A 22,457-nucleotide genomic window follows, 5' to 3' on the forward strand; every position below is an offset into this window, starting at 1 on the left:
ATAAAACTGATTCATTAAAACAGAAATCATAGTTTAATTTTTTCTCCATTTAAAACTCTATAACCATAATTATGAATACAATGATTCAAGATTCAATTTCTAATACAGATGATATTTTACTAAGAATAAAATCTGAACTAAGAAACGCAAAATCCGAAATTCTGATTGCTATGGCTTGGTTCACCAATCAGGATTTGTATGAAATTATTAAAGAAAAACTTCTGCAAAACGTAAAAGTTTTACTGGTTCTTTCTGATCAGCCCGATAATGAAAAACTCGATTTTGATATTTTGGTAAGTCAGGGCTTACATTTTACGAAAATCAGGAATATTGGTTACGGAATGATGAATCTGAAATTTTGTGTGATAGACCGTACTATCGCCATTTCTGGTTCCTATAATTGGTCAAATAATGCCAAAAATAATCATGAACAGGTTTTGGTAACCAATTTCCCTAAAACAGTAAATGAACTTACAGAAAGTTTTTTCAAGATCAAAGACCGAGTAGAAAAACTCAACAACGGACTGAGTCTTGAAGAAATTGAGAGAGAAGAAAACGCATCATTTCTTCCGGTAATGAATCCTTTAAAATCTGAAAGCCCAAATAAACCATTGAATTTCCAGGAGCAATCTCTGAAAGATTTTAAAGATGTTCTGGATAGCATTATAGCCACAGAAGTCGGCTCATTCGATAAAAATCTTCTGAAAGAAAACGCTTATCAAAGAGCTTTTGAAAATCAGGGCGATCATCAGGTTCTTCCACAAGCGATGGATAGTCTTTACTCGAATTTCATTAACGAAATAGAAGTGATTGCAGAGAAGAAAACCAGACTTAAAAACAGAATTGAAGAGCAATTGAAAGTCAGCATCAGTAACGTAGAAATGAAAACTCAGAATGAGATTGACACACTAAATTATAATCTGGATGCTGAAATACAAAACACAGAAAATAATATTCGGGAAACCGAGAAAAATATTGAGGATAAAAAACAGCTTATAGAATCTAATAATTCCATCAAAATTCCTTTCATTCAGGATAAAATTGATGTACTGATGAAAAAAATAAACGAATTGAAAGTTGATTTTGTAAAACCTCCTGTTAACTGGCCTTTAACGGTTACTTTAGGATTTATAGGTATCATGCTTTTATCGTATATATTCGTATTTTATTCTTCTGTTGCCTATATATTTATTTTTTCGAAAAATGAAACACTATCCGCTTTAAACAGAGGTACAGTTCCGGAAACACCGGAAGTTTTTAATTCTGATGCCATCACACAAATTTGGAACAAAGGAGCCGGCGGAATATTATTTCTGTTCCTTTTCGTCAGTATTCCTTTAGGATTAGGAATGATGAAACTCATCATGCCCAATAAAGAAGAACCATCTGATAAAGAAAGCAGCGTAAGTAATACATTGAAGAGACTGTTTAACAATTACGGAGGCATATTTTTAATTTTTCTGGTTGATTGCTTTATCGCTTATCGGGTGGCAAAAAATATCAACTTTATAGAATATTTAACCAACCGTACCGATAAGCAGTTAGAATTTAAAGATATTTTACAGACGGAAAACTTTTGGCTGGTCTTTATTCTTGGGACTTTAGGAGTATACTTATTTGGAATTGTTACAGAAAAATTCTATCAGTCCTATCATAAAAGAACTAAAACGCACCATCAGGAAAAAACTGAATTCGTTGTTAAAAAACTGGAAGAAGAAATGCAGGAGCACCGACTGGAAATTAATAGCCTGAAAGAGGAAAACAACAGATTAAGCAGTGAAATTTCCGCATCGGAAAGAAATAAAATAAACTTTACAAAGCAGCTTCAGGATTTACCAATGCAGACGAATACCAAGATCAATAATCTGAAACAAATGTTACTGACCTTTAAAGAAAAAGTGGAAAATCTTGCTCATATTTATCAAAGTCAGGTAGATAACGACAGACTTCCGATCTCCAAACCAGAAATGAAAAACCGAGTGAACATCTTTATGGAAGGCTGGAGCAAATATTTATTTGAAATTTATGCAGTTCCGAAAGCTGAAGCAAAAACAACTGAAGCCATTAGAGAATGCGAAAAATGGCTGAATATGATTGCTTTTAATGAAAGTTTTACTACCGACTTCGCCCAAAATTAAACTTAAATATTTTTATGAAAACAAAATTTACCTTAAGCATTTTAGCAATCACATTTCTTCTGTTTAATTGTTGTAAAACACCTGAAAAGTCTTTTACGAAAATTCATGATTATAACGTATTAATTGTGCCTGATTTATCTAACAGAATCAACAAAGAAATCCATCCTAAACCTGTAAACGACACACTGTTAATCAATAATATAATAGGCAACATTGAGCATTTATTACAGACAAATAACAGACAAATGAATCAGCTTGATGTCTATAAACTGGATTTTATCAACCGGGGAATTTTGAACAAGAATGTAGTGGATCCAAAAGATCTGGAAATTAATTTCAAAAAATTTGAGAATAACTTATCGGCATCCTCTGAATACAAAAGAAAAAGTTTGAAATCTGATGTATTGAAATTTAAATCCGGGGTTTCAAAGATTTACAATTATTCTTTACAAAATTCTTCCGGTTCCGATGTTTGGAATTACTTCAATGAGACAATCAAAAGTTCCATCATAAATAATCCCGATAAAATTGATAGCACAGCAAAAACGATTAAAAATACAAAGAATATTGTTGTACTTTTTACAGACGGCTATATAGAAAGTACCAATAACGATTTGGGATATACATTCGACCAAAAATTAATCAAAAAAATAAGAACCGAGTTTTTGAATAGTAAATCCACTGACCTCGAAAAATTTATCAGTTCAAAACCTGAATATTTAATTAAAAAAACGTCTAATAACCTTCACGATATTAATATTTTAATTTTAGAAATGGTAGACAGATCGCTTGATAAAAATGGTTCAACAACCATTCAGCCAACAGATTTTGAGATCATGAAAATCATCTGGACAAAATGGCTGAAAGATTCCGGAGCATCACATGTTGAAATTTATCCTGCTTTTTCTAAAGAAACAGACTCTTTTGAAGCGTTAAAAAAATTCATGAAAGAAATTAAATAACTTAAACCTCCACAATCAGCTCCCTCTCAAATCCATTATACTTTTCCGAAATATAACCGTGCGGATTGCAGATAATCTCCGTCTCCCCTATTTTGTATCTTTTCGGCGTGTGAATATGCCCGTGAATCCAATACAGCGGTTGATATTCCAGAATAAAATCCTCCAGATTGGAAACGTATGCGGAAGTCAGCGGATCATTTTTGAAATGTTCCGGACTCGACTGTAAACTTGGGGCATGATGAGTAACCACAATATTCTTCATGCCCTTTGAACTTTCAAGACTTTCTTTTAGCCACAATCTCGAAAACTGATGAATTTTATAAATATCAATCGACCTCATCTTGGAATAAGAAGGATCTCTTTTAATTTGCTTATAATCGTTCATTCCTTGCTGACAGACGAATCCGTAGTATCTCGGATCTCCGAAAATAGAAAAATCCGTCCACAACGTTGCGCCATGAAAACGAATCCCGTCGATGTCTGTAAAAGAATCTTCCAGCACAAAAACATTGGAATTTTCTGCGGCAGCTTTTATTTTATTTAATGTTTTAGGATAAGAACCTTTATAATATTCATGATTTCCCAACACATAAATCACAGGTTTATCGGGAATTTTTGTTTTAATCCATTCAATTCCTTTCGTTCCCAAATTAACATCTCCCGCCAAAACAACGACATCGGCATGATCAAAAGATAGTTCCGACATTCCGAATTCCTGATGCAGATCGCTGATGATTTGTATTTTCATGGTGCTAAAATAAAAAAAGAACCGACAATTTCTTGCGGTTCTCTCAATAAGAATGTCTAAACTGATTTTTCGGTTAATCAAAAAGTGTAAACATTCCTTTATATAATTTAGTTTAAAGTAGGTCAGTTTACGAAACAGCGATTTCAGATTCCGCGATTTTTATATTTTTAAAGATAAAGTAGCATAGCATTGTCAGTGCAAAAACGGCATAGCCGATCAGAATAATCAGGCTCAAATTTCCAACCGCAAGTTCTGAAGGAAAAATCTGGCTCATCAACGTCATAAAAGACAACCCGATTCCTGCTCCTAAAAAATAGCTCGTAGAACTCAGACTCGAAGCCACTCCGTAAGAGGAAGGATTTACGTCCTGAATTCCCAAGACAGACAAACCGGTAAAACAAAACGTCATCCCTATTCCCGAAATGCATGCTGCACCGAACAAAACCAATGACAAAGGATGCCCGAAATAAATGGAACCCAATAATGCCAAAGTGCCGCTCAACATAAAGATCCAGCCCAAAATTCCCATCTGCGAAGAATTTAATTTTTTGGCAACATGAGGAAGAATAAATTTTGCCACCAAAGCCGACATAATACTGAAAGGAACCAACATCAATCCCGCCGAAGCCGCACTGTGATTCATATCTTTCTGCAACATCAATGATATTAAGAATAAAAATCCGATAAAAAACGCGCCTAAAGCCACAAAAGCCAGATTGGAAACTACCAGAGAAGAATGTTTCAACAATTTTAAATCAATCAAAGGCTGAGCAACAGATTTTAAACGAAAAACGACAGAAGTTAATAAAATGACCGCCAAAATTAACGAACCTGCAACCAATAAAGTCTGTTCTTTGATGTGAACCAGTTCATGCGTTCCGTATGTTAAGCTCAATAAACCTAAAACCAGTAGAATTCCCGACAGAAGATCTGTTTTTTGGGATAAACCTTTCTCATCTTTCGGAAGATACTGATACGCGAAAATCAACGTGATGAAAAGAATCGGAACATTGATTAAGAAAACCCAATGCCAGCTCAGATACGTACTGATGATTCCCCCCAAAGAAAGTCCGCTTCCGGAACCAATCGCAGCAAAAGAACTGAAAATCCCGATCGCACGGTTTCTCTCCTGATCTTCTTTAAAAGTATTCGTTACAATAGACATTGCCGAAGGCATAATAAAAGCCGCTCCCAATCCCTGCAAAGCTCTGAAAATAGCTAAAGTTCCGAAACTTTCAGACAAACCCGCTCCCAGAGAAGTCAGCATAAAAAGGAATAATCCCAAAAGAAAAATTTTCTTTCTTCCGAGCTGATCAGAAAGTTTTCCCCCGATAATCAGAAAACCGCCAAAAAACAATACATATAAAGTCTGAAGCCATTGTACGGTTTCTGCACCAATACCGAATTGCTGTTGAATAGAAGGAATTGTGAGATTGATAATGGCAATATCCAAAGCCTCTACAAATGTTCCTACCGATGCTAAAATCAATATCAAATTCTTTCTCTCCATATAGTTCAATTATGCTGCAAAATTAAAATTAATAGAACGTATATAAAAATTCAAACTAAAATTAAGAACATATTTAATTTAATTCAATTTAAAAAAGAACAAATAGTCTTATATTTGAAATTAATTCTTCAAAAACAGAACAGATGGCAACAGAAAATTATACACCCGACGAAAAAGACCTTTCCATTCTCAGAATTTTACAGAAAGATGCGAAATTAAGCGTCCGCGATATTGCGGCAAGAATTAATCTGAGTCCCACTCCTACTCACGAAAGAATTAAACGGATGGAAAAACTGGGAATCATAAAAGAATACACCACCGTTGTTGACCGTAAAAAAGTGAATAAAGGCATGATGGTGATCTGTATGATCGCGCTGAATGTCCACAACAAAAAAACCGCAGGAAAATTTATTGAAGAAGTCGGAAAACTGAAAGAAGTCGTTGAGTTTTACAACATCAGTGGTGATTTCGATTTTATGCTGAAAATTCTCGCTCCGAATATGGATGAATTTCATGAATTTTTCGTGAACAAGCTTTCTGAAATTGAAGGAATCGGACAGACGAAAAGTATTTTTGTGATGAACAGTATTAAGGAAAGTTCCCAGATTTTGTAGTCATTTTTTCTGGTAATTTTTTTTAACGTAAAGACCACAAAGATATTTTTAAAATTGTTGTGAATATTTTTCGTTCGCAAGGGCGTTTCACTCAGCAATTGAGTAATTTTGCCATGATTATTTTGCTTAGTATTTGTCATCCTGTAAGGATCTAAGCACGAATCTTTCGATTTTTTTCTCGCTACTTTTAGATCCTTCCTTCATCTGAATACAAACTAAGAGGCTATTTTATGTGCTGTCAATGTATAATTTCGTAAATTTAGTCACATTAAATCAACAAAATCATGCCTTGGAATCCTGAAATTTACAATCAGTTTAAAAATATACGGTATCAGCCTTTCTTTGATCTTTCAGATTTGATTAAAGATGAAAAACCAATGAAGGCTATCGATCTGGGATGCGGAACGGGTGAACAGACTGCCATATTAGCTGAAAAATTTCCCGAAGCTGTATTTATCGGAATAGATTCTTCTGCCGAAATGCTTGAGCAATCAAAAAGTCTTGAAAATGAACGTCTTCATTTCAGACAGGCGACAACAGAAGAAATTTTGGAAAGTGAAGAAAACTGGGATTTGATATTCAGTAATGCGGCTCTGCAGTGGTCTGATAATCATCATAAATTATTCCCAGAATTGATTTCAAAACTAAACTGTAACGGACAACTTGCAATCCAAATGCCTTATCAGCCGGGAAATATTCTCAATCAGATTTTGTCTGAAATGTCGGGTGAGGAACCTTTCAAAACACAATTAAACGGATGGAACCGTCCTTCTTCTGTTTTAACGATTGACGAATACGTACAGATTATATTTGAAAACGAACTTGAAAATTTAAATATATTTCAGAAGGTGTATCCTATTATCGCGGAAGATCATGAAACGCTATTTAATTTCATTTCGGGATCTGCATTAATTCCTTATCTGGAAAGACTTTCGGAGGATGAGCAGGAAACTTTTAAGACAGAATTTAAACGAAGGATTCAGAAAAATTTCCCTAAGCTTCCGGCAGTTTATTCTTTCAAAAGAATTTTAATGTATGGAAGGAAGCCATAATTCCTTTAAAAATAAAATCGCGGAAAATGCATTCTCCGCGATTTCAATTTATAGAAAATATTTTAAGATTAAGCTACTGTAACCCCGAAAAGATGCCCGATTAAAGCCGTAATTCCCATGGCAACCGTTCCCCAGAAACAAATTCTGAGCACGGCAATTCCTATTTTTGAGCCTCCTGTTCTTGCTGAAATAGCGCCCAGAATCATCAGAAATATAATAGAAAAGCCATATTGAAAATACACCATTTCCTTTAAGGGAGCCACCAGTGAAACGATAAATGGCAGTAACGCTCCCAAAGCAAAAGAACCGAATGACGCCAAAGCAGCCTGTAACGGTTTAGCCTGAGTAATTTCGTTAATTCCAAGCTCGTCATGAGCGTGAGCTGCCAAAGCATCGTGTTCCGTAAGTTCTGTAGCTACTTTCAAAGCTGTTTCTTTGCTTACGCCTCTTTTTTCATAAATTTTAGCCAGTTCCAGAAGTTCAACTTCCGGCATTTCTTCAAGTTCCCGCTTTTCGCGAAGGAGATCTGCTTTTTCGGTATCTTCCTGCGAACTTACCGATACATATTCTCCTGCAGCCATAGACATCGCTCCGGCAATCATTCCGGCGAGTGCGGCAAGAATGATGGTATTTCTTTCGGGTGTGGCTGCTGCAACACCAATAACGATACTTGTGGTTGATAATAATCCGTCATTCGCTCCCAAAACTGCTGCACGAAGCCAGCCTAACCTGTTCACATAATGTTTTTCCAACTGATGATGCATACACTTTAGTTTTTAAGTTAAAAAAATGACTTGCTAATTATGTTAACAAGTCAAAATTAAACTGATTTTTTATTTAAACCTTAAATTTAACGAAATAATATCAGATTTCATTCCGATCGATTTTGTATAATGTCCGTACCGTATTTCCAGCATATTCAGTCGTTCTACGCCGAATAAACCGTTCTTCGGACTGATTCTGATTCCTGCCCCGTAAAAATGACTGTCGAATTTGGACAGATCATAATTGCTGGTGTAGAAATCATCAAAGGCGGTATGCTGCTGATAAGGCGCAAAATATTTAGCCGCAGTCTGCGAATAGTAACGATAGAAAGGACTTACCGAAACAAACGGAGAAATCTTTACAGGCGTTTCCAGACTGAAAGTATTGGATTTCAAGCCCCAATCGTCGGTATAATAACGGTAGTACGCTCTCAAAATCACCTTGTCTCCCAAGAAATAATTGGCTCTTACTCCCAAAGGAATTTTAAATCTTTTATCCGGCAACGCTTCCTGATGAACCGATTTATCATTAAAGTAAACCCTGTGGAACGGCAGGCTTAAATATCCGGTCTGCTGAACTCCGTCCGCCAGAAATTCAACCTGAAAATTCTGATTGATGATCTGTGAGTACGCCAAAGATAAAGCAAAGGTATTTCTTCCGCTGGTTCCGTAGTTTTCGTGTTCGCCGCCTGTGCTTCCGTTGGTTCTCAATTCAATAGGAGCAATGAGTTTTACCTGATCGAGATAGGCCTGAAATTTAGCCGTAAACTCTCCCATTCTGTTTTTCGTTTTTTGTGAAAACCCGATGTTTGCCCCGTAAGAGGTATAATCGAATTCGAAAGAGGTAGAAACACCCGCCATTAAAGTCGTTCCTTTTTCGGTATTTTCACGGCTCCAGCTTAATGCAGGATAAATTCTGTTGTCTGCGTGCGAAGCCGAGGAATTGGCTTTCAGATCAATCATATCCGAAGATGCGGAAGTATAATGATCGATCCCGACACTTACATTGAATTTATTTTTACGGTCTTTTTTATCGTATTTTACCATCGTTACATCGATCGTGTTGGAAACATCGGTCAGTTTTTCTGAGCCGATTCCTCCTGTAACGGCAGAATTGTTTCCGTCCTGTTTGTAGTAACTTGAAACTAAATTAGCTTCATCAAAAGTCAGCTTTTTGGGCTGTTCGTTATTTGTGTTTTCCTGTGCTTTTGCATTAAAAATTCCGAAAAGAGCAACAACACTTATGATTATTTTTTTCATTGTAGATCACATTAAATTTTTACCATTCTCTTTTCTTAATTGCATCCGCAGCCACCGCCCACTTTTCCGGCATTGGCTCCTGAAGAACCTTCTCTGTAAGACTGAAAGCTCAGTTCGGTCTTTTCGATTGTTCGGTTTCCGAGCACCATTTCGGCATCGTTGAGTTTATTTTTTTCGTATTCTTTTACGGTGGTACAGGAATTCAGCAAAGGAATTGTTACTATCGAAAGAACTGCAATGGTTTTGTAATTTAAAGCGTTGAATCTTCGCAGCCCGGCTTGAACGGAGCTCTTTTTGTGAGGAACGAGCAAAAAAGCGAGAGTGGAAGACGGTAAAAGCTGCCCAAATAAATTTTGAACAACATTTCTGGTATTTTTAATTATATTTTTCATTTTAAGTTAATGTTTTGAGATGAATAAATTCTGTCCTCATCGTCGATGATGATACACTCCAGATGATTGATCCGGTTGATCATACCGAGCGCGGCATCGATTCCCATAATACTGACGGGAGTTGCCATTGCGTCGGCAATTTCTGCGTTGGGACAAAATACGGTAACACTTTTTACGCCCGAAACCGGCATTCCTGTTTTCGGATTGATGGTATGAGAATATTTTTTACCGTTGATGACTACGAATTTCTCGTAATTTCCTGAAGTTGCAACCGCCATATCCGTAATATTCATATAAGAAAAAGGCTGTTTTGCATTGTCAGGATCGGCGATTCCTACAGTCCAGGGTTTTCCGTCCGCCTGATTTCCCCAAGTCGTTAAATCGCCTGAAGCATTTACAATTCCGGATTTTACGCCTCTTTCCATGAGAATTCTTTTTGCCATTTCTGCGGCATATCCTTTCCCGATTCCTCCAAAGCCGATACGCATTCCTTTTTCTCTGAGAAAAACCGTCTGATTGTCGCCATCGAGAATAATATTCTGATAATTAACGAGTTTCAGATGATCCTTTATTTTTTCAGGATTAGGAAGCTCTTTCATTTCACGGTCGAAATTCCAGAAACTCTTATCGATTCCGCCATAAGAAATATCGAAGTAACCGTCTGTAATTCTGCTGATTCTCAAACTCCTTTCAATGAGATCAAAAATCTCGCGGTCTACTTTTACAGGCTTTATTCCCGCATTTTGATTAATGAGATTAGTCTGACTGTCATCGCTGAAGGTTGTCAGCAGTTTTTCGATTCTCCGGATTTCATCAATGGCGGCGTCAATATGATCGTAAGCGGATTTTTCATCACTACTTACAACGGTAATTTCAAAAGCGTTCCCCATCAGTTTCTGAGGTCTTTTGAATTCTCTAAGCATCTCTTTTTCTGTTATTTTTGTTTTTCTCTGATTTCCCTGATCTCTTTACTGAAAGCCAGTGCATTTTCTGAAGGCAGTCCTTCCCAGCTTTTCAGAATTTTCCCTTCTGAATTTAATAAAAGGGTATACGGAAACAAGCCTTTTTTATTATATGCATCGGCAAGAGAAGCGTTTTCTTTTTTCATATCCGCAGAAAGCTGATTTTTCTTATTTCGCGGAAAATCTGCGTTGATGTACACAATCACTTTATCAGATTCCAGTTTTTTGAAATCTTCTGTTTCAATGATGTTTTTATGAAGTTTAATGCAGGGAATACACCAGTCTGAGCCGGAAAAGTTAAGCAGAATGAGTTCTTTGTTTTCTGCAGCCGTTTTTTTTGCGTTTTCCAGTCTGTTTTGTGCGTGGAAACCAAAGGAAAATACAACCATAAGTATGGCTGATACTATTGTTTTCATTATTTTAAATTTTATAATGATTTTGATAATAAACGATGGATTTTGATTGAATAAAATCAAAAAAAGGTAAATGAATTAAGCAATCGGTTTTGGTGGTTCCCAGACAGATCCCGCGAATCCTTTGTAGCAGAAATCTTCGTCTTTTGAAGGAATTTTATGCGATTTCAGTGATCTGAAATTTTCCGTTTTTGTTTCAAAATAAAAACCCGGATTGATGGTGAAAACCAAATTCAGCGGTGCAGAATGAATTACAAACGGCAGTTTTCTGTCTTTGCCGTAATCTCCGTCTTTTGCAGGATGATCGTAATGTGCTCTGAAAAATGCAATCAGCGGCATTTCCGGATTAAGCTGTTTGTGTTCCCAATAAAGTTCCACCAGAGTAGGAATCTTCAAAAATTGATACAGCTCGGTTGTAGAAACCAAGAATAAGGATAGTAACAATATGGAAACCAACTTTTTCACCTAATCAAAGGTATAAAATCTTCTGTTAAGAATGATTTTAAATTAATCCGGATTATAACGCTAAAATGTTCAATAAATTGTTCAGCTTTAGTTTATTGTTTAAATTATAAATTTGTCTAGAGGCTGCTTAGATTTTATTTTTACTATTAAGAGAATTAAGACTTTTAAGCTTAAAAAACTTAATAAAAATCAATTTATTGATTAATTCATTACAATCAACTTAACTAACTGAAATTCTTAATATTAAATTTAAGAATAAACAAGTTTATTTAATTTAGAAAATTAAGAAAAGCTATAAAACTTTTATTTTGCAATATTAAATAAGCTCTTAAATTAAAGTTGTTTAAAGCAAAATGTTAGAAAACTCTATGGAGCTTTATCTGTGTAGAAATCATACTAGGAGTACGTTCGGCGTTCCGTAGGAACGCTATCTTTAAAACATTTATCGTATTACAGATATCAATCCTACGGATTGATTGATACACTTATTCTTTTTCTACACAGATTCTGCACCTAAAGGAGCAAAGCTATTTTACTCTAAGCTACTTCAAAAGTTTACTTCATCTTTTTTTACTTTTGCGGTTAAATAAAAAATTTAAACATTCTTTACATATTTAACTGACGAATAATGATATCAAATTACTTTAAATTTAATATTTATTCTTCTTCCTCCGTATTTTTAAGCTTCATCAAAAGCGTATAGGCATTTTTGGTCACGATCTTTTTATTCTTAAAATCATCAAAATTGAGGATCTGGATAAATCCGTTTTCCGTTTCGCCTAAAGTCACCGGAGTCAATCGGTACGTCTGCTTTTTAACCTCAACAAATACAAAGTCTTTGCCTTCAAAATTCACGATGCTTTCTTCCGGAACCGCATTGGAAAAAGAGGTGCTGGTTTCAATTTCGGCATTCATATACATTCCCGGAACGAGACTGTGATCGTATTTATCGAAATGGCAGTGAACTTCCGCCAAACCGCCCTGACTGATATCTTTGCTGATGAGAAGGATTTCCCCATAATATTTTTTACTTGGATCTGCATTGGTGTACGCTGCAAAACGCTGTCCTTTTTTCAGGTTTTCCAAATCCTTTTCGTACACTTTAAGATTCAGGTGAATGTCATCGGGATTAATAAGCTCAAAAAGCACATCCGAAGGATTTACATATTTTCCGATATTCACATTCACTTTGCTTACAAAACCATTGATTGAGCTGTACACGGGAACACTTTTCGTAATGCTTCCGGATTTTAATGCTTCAGGATTGATATTGATGAGTCTGAGCTGCTGTGCCAATGAATTCATTAAAATTCTCTGGCTGTTCATTTCAGATTGGGCGAGCTGCATCGCTTTGTCGCTGCTTGCCTGACTTTGGTTCAGGGTTTTCTGACGGTTGTAATCCAGTTCTGCAAAATGTGCTTTGGATCTTGCCATCAGATAATCCTGCTGAAGCTGAATGAACTGCGGATTTTCGATCACGGCAATCACCTGACCTCTGGAAACCGGCATTCCCGGAAGAAGATTGCTGGATTTCAGATAACCGCCAAGCGGAATGCTTACAGAAACCAGATTTTGAGGCGGAACATCGATCATTCCGTTTAATTTCAGGGTTGAAGCGATATTCTGTAACGAAAGTGTGGTTGTTTCTATTGGTGCATTTCTTAACTGTGCATCGGTTAAAGTCACTACATTTTCGTCTTTCGGGAGGCTTTTTTCCTGTTTGGGAGCTTCTTCTTTTTTACATTGAATGAATACAAAAAAGCTGAGTAATAAGGTATATATTGAAATTGATTTCATTTTTTTACGGATTTAAAGTAAGGTATTCCAGTTCAATGGCACTTTGATTAAGTTTCCAGACTGCATCGGTGTAATTGTTTTTAAGCTGTACTGCCTGATTCACGAGGATCACAAATTCGAGGTAATTGATTTCTCCGCCGATAAACTGTCTTTTCGCCGTTTCGGTAATGACGTCTGCATTTTTAAGGTCGGAACTTTCATATTTTGAAACAATTTCCAGATTGGACTGATAGATTTCTCTGGCTTTTTTAAGCTGATTCTGAAGGTTGAATTCAGCGTTTTTCAGTTCACTTTCTGCAACAGACTGCGCTACTTTTGCGGCTTCAATTCTCGCTTTCTGACCTCCTGAAAATATCGGAAGCGAAACACCGACCTGAACCGAATGAAACTGGGGTGTTGCATTGTAGAGTTTATCATCCGGACCTAATCCTTTAAAACTGTTCAGGTTATACGCCAATTGCAGACCGGGAAGCATTTTCGCTTTTTCCAGTGCGATCTGTTCTGTGGAAATATTTTTCTGCTGTTCCCAGATTTTCAGCAAAGGATGATCCGCCAGTTTTTCGTTTAAAGAATTGGCAAAAGATTTTGAACCTTCGGGAATGAAATCGGTTTCCGTATTCAAAAGCCACTGAAACTGAATCTTTAAAACTGCTAATTCCTGCTGCAATTGTTTTAACTGAATTTCTATCGCCGATTTCTGGCTTGAAGCGGTTGTTTTTTCGAGAATATTGCTCTCTCCTGCTTTCAGTCTGAGGCTCGCTTTGTCTGAAAAGTCGGTGTACAGTTTCAGGATTTCATTCAGCAGTTTTTCTTTTTCTTTCCAGTACAGAATGTTGTAAAAGGTAAGACTGACTGCTTTTTTAAGTTCATATTCTTTCAGGGAAACATTCAGCAGGGATTTTTTCCATTCTTCGGTGTATACATTTTTCTGTTTTTTATACACTGTCGGAAAAGCAATATTTTGGGAAACGCCAAATTTCATATCGTTGTACGCACTGTTGATCTGTCCGTAATCGAACGTTACACCAGTCTGCGGAATGTCATTAGCCGATTTTATTAAAGCTTTGGAATATTCCGATTTCAGTTTTTCGTTTTTAAGATTTCTGTTGTTTTCCAGTGCGGTATTGATCGCAGTCTGAAGATTGATCGGCGTTTGTGCCTTCAGTCCGAATCCTGCAAAGCTGAACAGCAAAATCAATACAGCCGTTATATTTTTGTGATTATTTTTCATATGTAGATATTTATTGTTTTTTAAAGGTCATATGTAATCGCGTTTTCTTCATAGGTGTTTGCGTTTTCCAAATGATGGCGATTTCATTTTAAATCCTTTTTCAATGGTTACATAAAGAAGCGGCAGTACAAAAAGCGTAAGGAAGGTTGCCACGAGCAGACCTCCGATCACCACAGTTGCCAACGGACGCTGAACTTCTGCTCCGGCTCCGTTGCTGAGCGCCATCGGAATAAATCCTAAAGATGCCACGAAAGCCGTCATCAGAACCGGACGAAGTCTGGACTCCCCGCCATCAATTACAATTCTTACGATATTCCGGATTCCGCTTTTGTATAATCTGTTGAATTCTGAGATGAGAACGATTCCGTTGAGAACCGCCACTCCGAAAAGGGCGATGAATCCAACACCTGCACTGATGCTGAAAGGCATTCCTCTCAAAGCCAGAAGAAATACGCCGCCAATAATTGACAGTGGAATTGCGGTGTAAATCAGCAGACTTTCTTTCACCGAGCCGAATGCTAAAAATAACATCACAAAAATAAGCGCTAAAGCGACCGGAACGGCAATCATCAGACGCTGTTTTGCATTGTTCAGGTTTTCAAAAGAACCTCCGTAAGTCATATAATAACCTGTCGGAAGTTTTATCTCTTTATTGACTTTAGTCTGAAGTTCCTCCACAATGCTCTGAACATCTCTTCCTTTGATGTTGAATCCAACGACAATTCTTCGTTGTGCATTTTCTCTCTGGATTTGGTTGGGACCGTTCTTTACTTCAACTTTTGCGAGTTGGGAAAGGGGAATCTGGTTTCCAAACGGAGTCGGAACTAGAAGATTTTTAATATCATCCACATTTTTACGGACTTTAGAATCGAGACGAACGACCATATCGAAACGTTTTTCACCTTCGAAAACGAGACCTGTACTCTGCCCTGCGAATGCAGCATTCACAATCCGGTTGATATCTGAAATGGATAAATGATATTGTGCAATAACAGGACGGTTATATTCTATGGTTACCTGCGGCATTCCTGCAATCGGTTCGATGTAAAGATTCTGCGCTCCGTCTACAGTTTCAATAATTTTCCCAAGTTTTTGGGCATTTTGGGAAAGAACGTCCAGATCATCACCGAAAATCTTCACCACGACATCCTGTCTTGCTCCCGTCATCAGTTCATTGAAACGCATCTGCACCGGAAACTGAAAACTTACGGTTACTCCGGGAACATCCTGCAGTTCTTTGCTCATTTTATCTGCCAATTCAGGGAATGTAGAGGCAGAAGTCCATTCTTTTTTATCTTTCAGAATCACCATCAAATCGGCAGCATCCATCGGCATCGGATCCGTAGGAACTTCCCCGCTCCCGATTTTTGTCACGACTTTTTGTACTTCAGGAAATCTTGATTTCAGGATATGAGCAGCTTTTTGGGTACTTTCAATGGTTGTATTCAGATTACTTCCCGGCAAAACTCTGGTTTCTACGGCAAAATCTCCTTCTTCAAGGGAAGGAATAAATTCACCTCCCATTCTGCTGAGAATGAAAATTGCCAATACGAAAAGTACAGCCACGATGGAGAATACCATTTTCGGAACTCTTAAAATTTTAAGCAATGTTTTCAGATAGATTTTCTCTACTTTTTTCATCATCCGGTCGGATAAACTCGGTTTTGAGCTTCTTTTTCTCAAAAGCAAAGAACTCATCATCGGAATGTAGGTTAACGACAATAAAAATGCTCCTAATAAAGCAAAAGCTACAGTCTGAGCCATCGGTTTGAACATTTTCCCCTCAATTCCCTGTAAGGTAAGAATCGGAAGATAAACAATCAGGATGATAATCTGACCGAAAACTGCACTGTTCATCATTTTTCCGGCAGAATCAGTAACAATGGTGTCCATTTCTTCTTTTCCAACGGAGAATATTTTTTTGAATTTTGAATTATGACTGAACTGATGCAGGACGGATTCTACAATAATGACCGCACCGTCGATAATCAACCCAAAATCCAGTGCACCGAGACTCATCAGGTTTCCGCTGACTCCGAAAAGATTCATCATACAAATGGCAAAAAGCATAGCAAGAGGAATTACGGACGCCACAAGCAGTCCTGCGCGTACATTTCCGAGGAACAGAACCAGAACAAAAACAACAATTAATGCACCTTCTGTAAGATTTTTCTCTACTGTTCCGATGGCGTTGTTTACCATTTTGGTACGATCGAGGAACGGTTCTATTACGACTCCTTTCGGAAGGGTTTTCTGAATCTGTGCGATTTTTTCTTTTACGTTTTTAATAACCTGATTGCTGTTTTCGCCTTTCAGCATCATCACCACTGCTCCGGAAACTTCTCCCTGATCGTTGAACGTCATTGCGCCATAGCGTGTTGCAAAGCTGGTTTTCACCTCTGCAACATCTCTTATAAACAGCGGGATTTCATTGGTTTTGGAAGCAATTGCAATATTTTTGATGTCTTCAATATTTCCGATCAGACCTTCGCTCCGGATGTATAAAACAGTGGGACCTTTTTCGATATAAGCTCCTCCTGTGTTCTGGTTATTGGTGTTTAATGCATCGAAAACATCGTTGATGGTGATTCCGTAAGCGTTTAATCTGTCGGGATTGACGGCAATTTCGTACTGCTTTAATTTTCCTCCGAAACTGCTGACTTCGGCAACGCCTTTTACACCGAGAAGCTGTCTTCTCACGATCCAGTCCTGAATGGTGCGGAGTTCTGTGATGTCGTATTTTTTCTCGTAGCCTTTTTCGGGACGGATCACGTACTGGAAAATTTCGCCTAAACCCGTGGAAATAGGACCTAATTCGGGAGTTCCTATTCCCTGCGGAATCTGGCTCTGAACCTGCTGCAGCCGTTCTGCGACCTGCTGTCTTGCCCAGTATACATCGACGTCATCCTCGAAAACGATGGTAACGAGCGATAGCCCGAAACGGGAAAAACTGCGGATTTCTTTTAATCCTGAAATATTATTGTTCGCCTGTTCTATGGGAAATGTCACGAGTCTTTCGATGTCTGTTGCTCCAAATGAAGGAGCAATGGTGATGACCTGAACCTGATTGTTGGTGATATCGGGAACGGCGTCGATCGGAAGTTTGGTGACCTGATAGGAACCAATGCCTATCAATCCCAAAATCAACAGCGCAATGATGAGTTTGTTCTTTACAGAAAACTCAATGATTTTTGTAAGCATAATGTTTTGTTGAGCTTATTAGCAGATGATAGATAATTGATAATAGATGATAAATAAATGGTTTACAGATAAATATCTCTATTTGAATTTACAATTCTAGCAAATGCTCATGAATAAATAAGGTAATGGTCTGATACCAATTAATGCCTGTTTTAAGCACTGGAATTTATACTGGTTTGCAGCCCGACCTGAGTGGAGCTCTTTTGTAATTTTTCGGTTGGAAAAGCTTTGGCAAAATTACAAAAAGCGGGAACGGAGGGCGGATCAAGCTGCCCAAATAAAAAAAACTGTATAAAAATTTACCAATAAGTATCAGAAATCTCCCAAAGTGATATTTGAGAGGAATTCAGAAAAAAATCAACAAGATTTCGGCGGCTGCCAGATAGAATTGAGAATATCTTTATTGTAAAAGATGCTTTTATAAAAAGTCTGTTTGGATTTAATAATCGGATTGGATTCTTTGTCGGACAACTGAAACGTAAAAGGTGTCGCAGGTGTACATACGATGATAAGATGCGCTGCGTGGGAAACAAACGGTAACTGCTGATCTTTGGTGTAATCTGAATCTTTTACAGGATTGTCATAATGGATTTTGAAGAACGAACCAATGGTGAGTTTCGGATTCTGCTCTTTGTGTTCCAGATAATGCTCAATAAGAACCGGAATTTTCAAAAACTGATACAGCTCGGTTGTAGAAACCAAGTATAAACTAAGCAATAGTATTTAGATCAGTTTTTTCACTTCTGCAAAATTATAAAATGTTTCGTTAAGAATGGTTTTAAATTATAGTCTGCCTGAATTTTTTTCCTTAGGCACAAAAGATTTATTGATTATCCATTATTAATTTCATTGATTGTTAACGAAGGATCGCTAAGGTTATTTTTATTTAAATCATTCTTTCAAAAGCTGTTCAATTTCCTGATAGAATGAGTATTTGCTGTAATCTGCCATTCCGGAATGATGCATTCTTATTTTCCCTGTTTTGTCCAGAACAGTGGTTGTCGGAATAGAGCCGCTGTATAATTCTTTAGGAATACTGTCGTTCGGAACTAAAAAAGGAATACTGAATTTTTCTTTCTGCAGATATTTCTTACCCAAAATCATTTCATCATCAAGATTTACTGTAAGAAATACCATATCTTCATTTGGTATGTACCGGTCATACAGTTTCTGAACGGAAGGAAATTCTGCGCGGCAAGGAGGACACCACGAAGCCCAGAAATTGATGAAAACTACTTTTCCTCTGAGCTGAGCCGTTTCAATTATTTCTCCGCGCTCATTTTTTACACTGAAATTCGGCGGTACAAGTGAAGATTCTTCTGTCTTTTCTTCGATTTTCGAATTGAATAATCCTGTGGAAATCATTTGTCTCATCACCCATGCTTTTGCATCGGGATTTACCCATAAAAGGATGAGTACAGCAATCATAATCACTGTACTCCAGCTTTTTCTGATCCACAGAAGAGATTTCTCCATGGTTTATTGTGTAATCCGTTTTCTTACCTCATCTTCGGTCACCAATCCCAGATTATCCCAAACGATTTTATCCTTTTTATAAAGTTTGAGAACCGGAAGCGCAGAAACATTGAGTTCTTTACAGAGTTCTGTGTTTTCATCGACATTGATTCTTACGATCTTTACCTTGTCCGGCATTTCGGCAGCTATTTTTTTGAGGAAAGGTTCCATTTTTTTACACGGAGCGCACCATTCTGCATAAAAGTCTACCAAAACGGGTGTTTTGCTTTTCAACAAATCATTGTATTGTGCAAGAGTGATTCCTTTTGCAGTTGAAGTTTTGATCTCAGGAAGATCTGCGTTTCTCCACTTCATCATTCCGCCCTGCATTTCGTAGACGTTTTTATAGCCTAATTCTCTGAGCTTTGCGGCGGCGGCGGTACTTCTCGGCCCGCTCATACAATAAACGAAAACAGGTTTGTTTTTATCTAAAGCGGCGGCTTTTTCTATGAAATCTCCTCCGTTCCAGTCGATATTCATTGCGTTTTTCAGATGTCCGTTTTTAAATTCTCCGGAGGTTCTTACGTCCACTAACTGTGCGTCTTTGGTTTTATCGAGTTTCTGGGAAAATTCTGTTGCGGGAAGTACATTATCTGTTATACTTTGTGCCTTTCCGCATCCTGTAAGGATTACTAAGAAGAATGCAATGATGATGTTTCTGTACATTTTAAATGTTTTGTTTTATTAATCTTTCCAATTCGTCTGCCTGAAAGACTCCGGACTGCTTCCACTTCACTTCTCCGTTTTTGAAGATCATTAAAGTAGGAACGCTTCTGATTCCGAACTGTGCGGCAACTGCCTGATTTTTATCGACATCTATTTTGATGATATTTGCCGAATCTCCGATTGTTTTTTTAAGATCCTGAAGAATGGGAGCCTGCATTTTGCACGGACCGCACCATTCTGCAAAAAAATCTACCAAAACGGGTTTGTCCTGACTGATGATTTCCTGAAATTTGTTCATATTCTATTTTGTTTATTAATGGTTTTATTTGATTTCTTCATATTCAATTTCATCATTAATCTGCTTATGATTTTTGGCGGAAACCGAACAGCTTCCTCCTGTACAGCATCCGATATTCAGCAATGGCATCACTGTAAAAATCACTCCTGTAATAATCAGAAACCACATTCCTGATCTTACGGCTTCAATGGTGAGGAATATTCCCATTGCCAACCGCAGAAGTCTTACAAAGTTCCAGTTTTTAAATAGATTTTGAAACATTTTTTGATTTTTTATTTTACTGAAGATTTTATTCCTGCTTAAAATCAACCTATATTTTTGATTTTCTGCATCGTTTTTACCACATTTTCTAAGCTTCCGCCATTCACCACATTGGAAATACCATTTTTTTCCAGTGTTCCTTTTGCCATACTGCTTCTGTTTCCGCTTCTGCAGAATACAATGATCTGGCTTTTGTTTTTAAACTTTGAAATCTGATTTTTAATTTCGCTCAGCGGAATATTTTCCGCACCTTCTACACTTCCTGAAGCAAATTCGGAAGGAGTTCTCACGTCGACCAGAAAAGGATTGTTCTTCAATGCATTTTCCAGTGCGGAGTTATCTTTTTTGCCAAATAATATGGATAATAAGTTCATTTTTAAAATATTTTCCGAACAAATTTCAGGATTTAAAAACGGCTTTACTGCTACTTTTGTTACATAACTATTTTTCTAAATTAATCTGAAAAAAAGATTGACGAAAAAAAAGCCACAGACTCCGAAGAACTGTGACCAGAAAAAATAGATTTAACGGGAAAATTATTTTGATGATGATAAAATTATGCAGTTTCTTCTATCGCCTGTTCTTTCTTTTTAAACTTCTGAAACAGGAAAATATTCCATAGAATCATTTCATAACCGTAGACCGTATCTTCAATCGGAATCGTCAAAATTCTGATTCCCAGAAAATGTTCAGGATTGTAGTTTACAATCGGAGAATCGAGTCCTGTTCCGGTAAGAATTCCGTTCACTCCCAGAAATCCGGGCATCAGAATCAGATAAATAAAAGAAGCTTTGCCGATCCATCTTGCGTTTAAGATGAAATACAGCATAAAAAGACTGATTGCTGTCGTTAAAAACGTCATGAAAGGATAAATTCTGTTTTTGCAGTACAATGCCAGAATAACCAAAGTAACGATGGAAAAAATAACGAATATTTTCTCCATTTCGGGTTTCCAGTCGAGCCTGAAAAATTTATCCAGACAGAAATACGTAAAAATACAAGAGAAAGGAATGCAGATAAAAAATAAAATTTCTTCAATGGGGAGGTTTACAATTCTGAGTCCCAGAAGATATTTATCATTAAACCACCACACTCCTATTTTGGTAAACCAAATATCCCAAACGATAAAAAACAGGGCTACAATAGACGACGCAAGGATAAATGCCTTAAAATGCCTGTTGAATTTTATCTTATGGTGGAAAGAAAAAATAAAACAGACGATAACCGTAAAAAAATTGATTAACAGATACGTATATTGAAGCATTTTCAGGTGGTTTGTTTTTTAAAATACATTCGGAAATATTTTACCGGAACCCAAAGGAATCCGAAACACTCCCCTCTTTCTTTTCCTGTGTGTTTATGATGCTGTTTGTGTGCTCTTCTGATCGCCAAAAGGTATGGATTCTGCGTATTTCGAAGAAGTTTAAAACGCTGATGAATAAAAATATCATGAACGAAGAAGTACGCCATTCCGTACAAAGCAATTCCAACTCCGATGTAAAACCAGTGGTTAAAATTCTGCATGGTTCCGTAATACATCAGAATAATCGTGGGAACAGCGAAAATAACGAAGAAATAATCGTTTTTTTCCAATGGTCCGTCGTTGCTGTGATCATGATGGTCTTTGTGAAGTGACCACAAAAAACCATGCATTACATATTTGTGAATGATCCACGTCATTCCTTCCATAATGAAGAATGTGGCTGCTACAATTAGAAAATTCATTATTCCGCAGTATTTTTATTAAACATTTCTTCCAAAATCTGATATCTGTACGTGAAAATATCTTCCACTTTTTTCTTTACCAGAACAGTGTGTGCAATTTCTCCCAAAAATCCCAAAGGCAGTTCGTAATCTACCGTATCTTTCATAAAAATACCATTTTCATTCGGAATAAACTCGTGATGATGATGCCACAGCTTATAAGGTCCCTGTTCCTGAAAATCGGTGAAACTTTTCTGATGATCTACCTGAATAATTTTCGTTCTCCATTTCATTTTTATTCCGAACAGTGGTGAAACGTAATAATCGATGTTCATTCCTTCGTAGATTTCATCGTTTTCCATTTTGGTTAATACTACGAAGTTCATTTCTTTCGGGGTAATTTTGGAAAGATTATTTGCCGAAGAAAAGAATTTCCATGCGGTTTCGATATCACAATTCAGCTGTTGTTCTTTGTATAGTCTGTGTCTCATTATTCAAGGGTGT

General features: G+C 37.0%; 24 protein-coding genes. 4 read left to right on the forward strand and 20 right to left on the reverse strand.

What is annotated here, in order from left to right; genetic code table 11:
- Positions 1-80 precede the first annotated feature (80 nt).
- Positions 81-2,138 (forward strand): phospholipase D-like domain-containing protein, encoded by a 2,058-nt coding sequence (locus tag KKI44_RS05870; RefSeq protein ID WP_214590269.1) that lies wholly within the window; start codon positions 81-83, stop codon positions 2,136-2,138.
- Between the two features lie 14 nt (positions 2,139-2,152).
- The gene (locus KKI44_RS05875; RefSeq protein ID WP_214590270.1) at positions 2,153-3,100 is read left to right on the forward strand and encodes a hypothetical protein; all 948 of its coding nucleotides are present in this window, start codon (positions 2,153-2,155) and stop codon (positions 3,098-3,100) included.
- Between the two features lies 1 nt (position 3,101).
- On the opposite strand, the gene KKI44_RS05880 is transcribed toward KKI44_RS05875, so the two are convergent.
- Positions 3,102-3,848 carry a metallophosphoesterase gene (locus tag KKI44_RS05880; RefSeq protein ID WP_214590271.1) on the reverse strand — a complete coding sequence of 249 codons (747 nt, stop codon included), beginning with the start codon at positions 3,846-3,848 and terminating at the stop codon, positions 3,102-3,104.
- Positions 3,849-3,975: 127 nt separating this feature from the next.
- Complete coding sequence (locus tag KKI44_RS05885) at positions 3,976-5,358, reverse strand: MFS transporter (RefSeq protein WP_214590272.1); 1,383 nt, start codon at positions 5,356-5,358, stop codon at positions 3,976-3,978.
- A 143-nt stretch (positions 5,359-5,501) separates the two neighbouring features.
- Here KKI44_RS05885 and KKI44_RS05890 point away from each other — a divergent pair, with 143 nt between their 5' ends.
- Positions 5,502-5,972: an Lrp/AsnC family transcriptional regulator gene (locus tag KKI44_RS05890; RefSeq protein WP_214590273.1), complete on the forward strand. Its 471-nt coding sequence runs from the start codon at positions 5,502-5,504 to the stop codon at positions 5,970-5,972.
- A gap of 284 nt (positions 5,973-6,256) precedes the next feature.
- Positions 6,257-7,024, forward strand: coding sequence for a methyltransferase domain-containing protein (locus KKI44_RS05895; protein ID WP_214590274.1), 768 nt, complete (start codon positions 6,257-6,259; stop codon positions 7,022-7,024).
- Positions 7,025-7,092: 68 nt separating this feature from the next.
- Here the strand turns inward: KKI44_RS05895 and KKI44_RS05900 are convergent, their stop codons facing one another.
- The 18 genes from KKI44_RS05900 to KKI44_RS05980 form a co-directional block, all read right to left on the reverse strand.
- Positions 7,093-7,788: a VIT family protein gene (locus tag KKI44_RS05900; RefSeq protein ID WP_214590275.1), complete on the reverse strand. Its 696-nt coding sequence runs from the start codon at positions 7,786-7,788 to the stop codon at positions 7,093-7,095.
- A 69-nt stretch (positions 7,789-7,857) separates the two neighbouring features.
- Positions 7,858-9,048 (reverse strand): DUF3570 domain-containing protein, encoded by a 1,191-nt coding sequence (locus KKI44_RS05905; RefSeq protein ID WP_214590276.1) that lies wholly within the window; start codon positions 9,046-9,048, stop codon positions 7,858-7,860.
- A gap of 35 nt (positions 9,049-9,083) precedes the next feature.
- A complete protein-coding gene (locus KKI44_RS05910) occupies positions 9,084-9,287 on the reverse strand; it encodes a DUF4266 domain-containing protein (protein WP_214591106.1) in 204 nt (67 codons plus the stop codon).
- Positions 9,288-9,436: 149 nt separating this feature from the next.
- Positions 9,437-10,363, reverse strand: coding sequence for an FAD:protein FMN transferase (locus KKI44_RS05915; protein ID WP_214590277.1), 927 nt, complete (start codon positions 10,361-10,363; stop codon positions 9,437-9,439).
- Positions 10,364-10,374: 11 nt separating this feature from the next.
- The gene (locus KKI44_RS05920; RefSeq protein WP_214590278.1) at positions 10,375-10,818 is read right to left on the reverse strand and encodes a thioredoxin family protein; all 444 of its coding nucleotides are present in this window, start codon (positions 10,816-10,818) and stop codon (positions 10,375-10,377) included.
- Positions 10,819-10,893: 75 nt separating this feature from the next.
- A complete protein-coding gene (locus tag KKI44_RS05925; protein ID WP_250902169.1) occupies positions 10,894-11,259 on the reverse strand; it encodes a hypothetical protein in 366 nt (121 codons plus the stop codon).
- Positions 11,260-11,937: 678 nt separating this feature from the next.
- Positions 11,938-13,077, reverse strand: coding sequence for an efflux RND transporter periplasmic adaptor subunit (locus KKI44_RS05930; RefSeq protein ID WP_214590280.1), 1,140 nt, complete (start codon positions 13,075-13,077; stop codon positions 11,938-11,940).
- A gap of 4 nt (positions 13,078-13,081) precedes the next feature.
- Positions 13,082-14,308 carry a TolC family protein gene (locus tag KKI44_RS22845; protein WP_410492762.1) on the reverse strand — a complete coding sequence of 409 codons (1,227 nt, stop codon included), beginning with the start codon at positions 14,306-14,308 and terminating at the stop codon, positions 13,082-13,084.
- Between the two features lie 48 nt (positions 14,309-14,356).
- Positions 14,357-17,509, reverse strand: coding sequence for an efflux RND transporter permease subunit (locus KKI44_RS05935; protein ID WP_410492763.1), 3,153 nt, complete (start codon positions 17,507-17,509; stop codon positions 14,357-14,359).
- A 357-nt stretch (positions 17,510-17,866) separates the two neighbouring features.
- Complete coding sequence (locus KKI44_RS05940) at positions 17,867-18,226, reverse strand: hypothetical protein (protein ID WP_250902170.1); 360 nt, start codon at positions 18,224-18,226, stop codon at positions 17,867-17,869.
- 174 nt (positions 18,227-18,400) lie between these two features.
- Positions 18,401-18,985, reverse strand: coding sequence for a TlpA family protein disulfide reductase (locus KKI44_RS05945; protein ID WP_214590281.1), 585 nt, complete (start codon positions 18,983-18,985; stop codon positions 18,401-18,403).
- Between the two features lie 3 nt (positions 18,986-18,988).
- Complete coding sequence (locus tag KKI44_RS05950; protein WP_214590282.1) at positions 18,989-19,690, reverse strand: thioredoxin domain-containing protein; 702 nt, start codon at positions 19,688-19,690, stop codon at positions 18,989-18,991.
- 1 nt (position 19,691) lies between these two features.
- Positions 19,692-19,988 carry a thioredoxin gene (gene trxA / locus KKI44_RS05955; RefSeq protein WP_087711139.1) on the reverse strand — a complete coding sequence of 99 codons (297 nt, stop codon included), beginning with the start codon at positions 19,986-19,988 and terminating at the stop codon, positions 19,692-19,694.
- A gap of 24 nt (positions 19,989-20,012) precedes the next feature.
- Positions 20,013-20,249, reverse strand: a complete 237-nt coding sequence (locus KKI44_RS05960; RefSeq protein WP_214590283.1) for a hypothetical protein — start codon at positions 20,247-20,249, stop codon at positions 20,013-20,015.
- Positions 20,250-20,293: 44 nt separating this feature from the next.
- Positions 20,294-20,623 carry a rhodanese-like domain-containing protein gene (locus tag KKI44_RS05965; protein WP_214590284.1) on the reverse strand — a complete coding sequence of 110 codons (330 nt, stop codon included), beginning with the start codon at positions 20,621-20,623 and terminating at the stop codon, positions 20,294-20,296.
- A 182-nt stretch (positions 20,624-20,805) separates the two neighbouring features.
- Entirely contained in the window at positions 20,806-21,513 is a 708-nt protein-coding gene (locus KKI44_RS05970; RefSeq protein ID WP_214590285.1) for a lycopene cyclase domain-containing protein, read from the reverse strand.
- Between the two features lie 2 nt (positions 21,514-21,515).
- Positions 21,516-21,974: a sterol desaturase family protein gene (locus KKI44_RS05975; protein ID WP_214590286.1), complete on the reverse strand. Its 459-nt coding sequence runs from the start codon at positions 21,972-21,974 to the stop codon at positions 21,516-21,518.
- Complete coding sequence (locus KKI44_RS05980; protein WP_214590287.1) at positions 21,974-22,444, reverse strand: SRPBCC family protein; 471 nt, start codon at positions 22,442-22,444, stop codon at positions 21,974-21,976. Before KKI44_RS05980 ends, KKI44_RS05975 begins: the two co-directional genes overlap by 1 nt.
- Positions 22,445-22,457: the final 13 nt, after the last annotated feature.

The sequence above is a fragment of the Chryseobacterium sp. ZHDP1 genome, assembly GCF_018603435.1.
Lineage (GTDB): Bacteria > Bacteroidota > Bacteroidia > Flavobacteriales > Weeksellaceae > Chryseobacterium > Chryseobacterium indicum.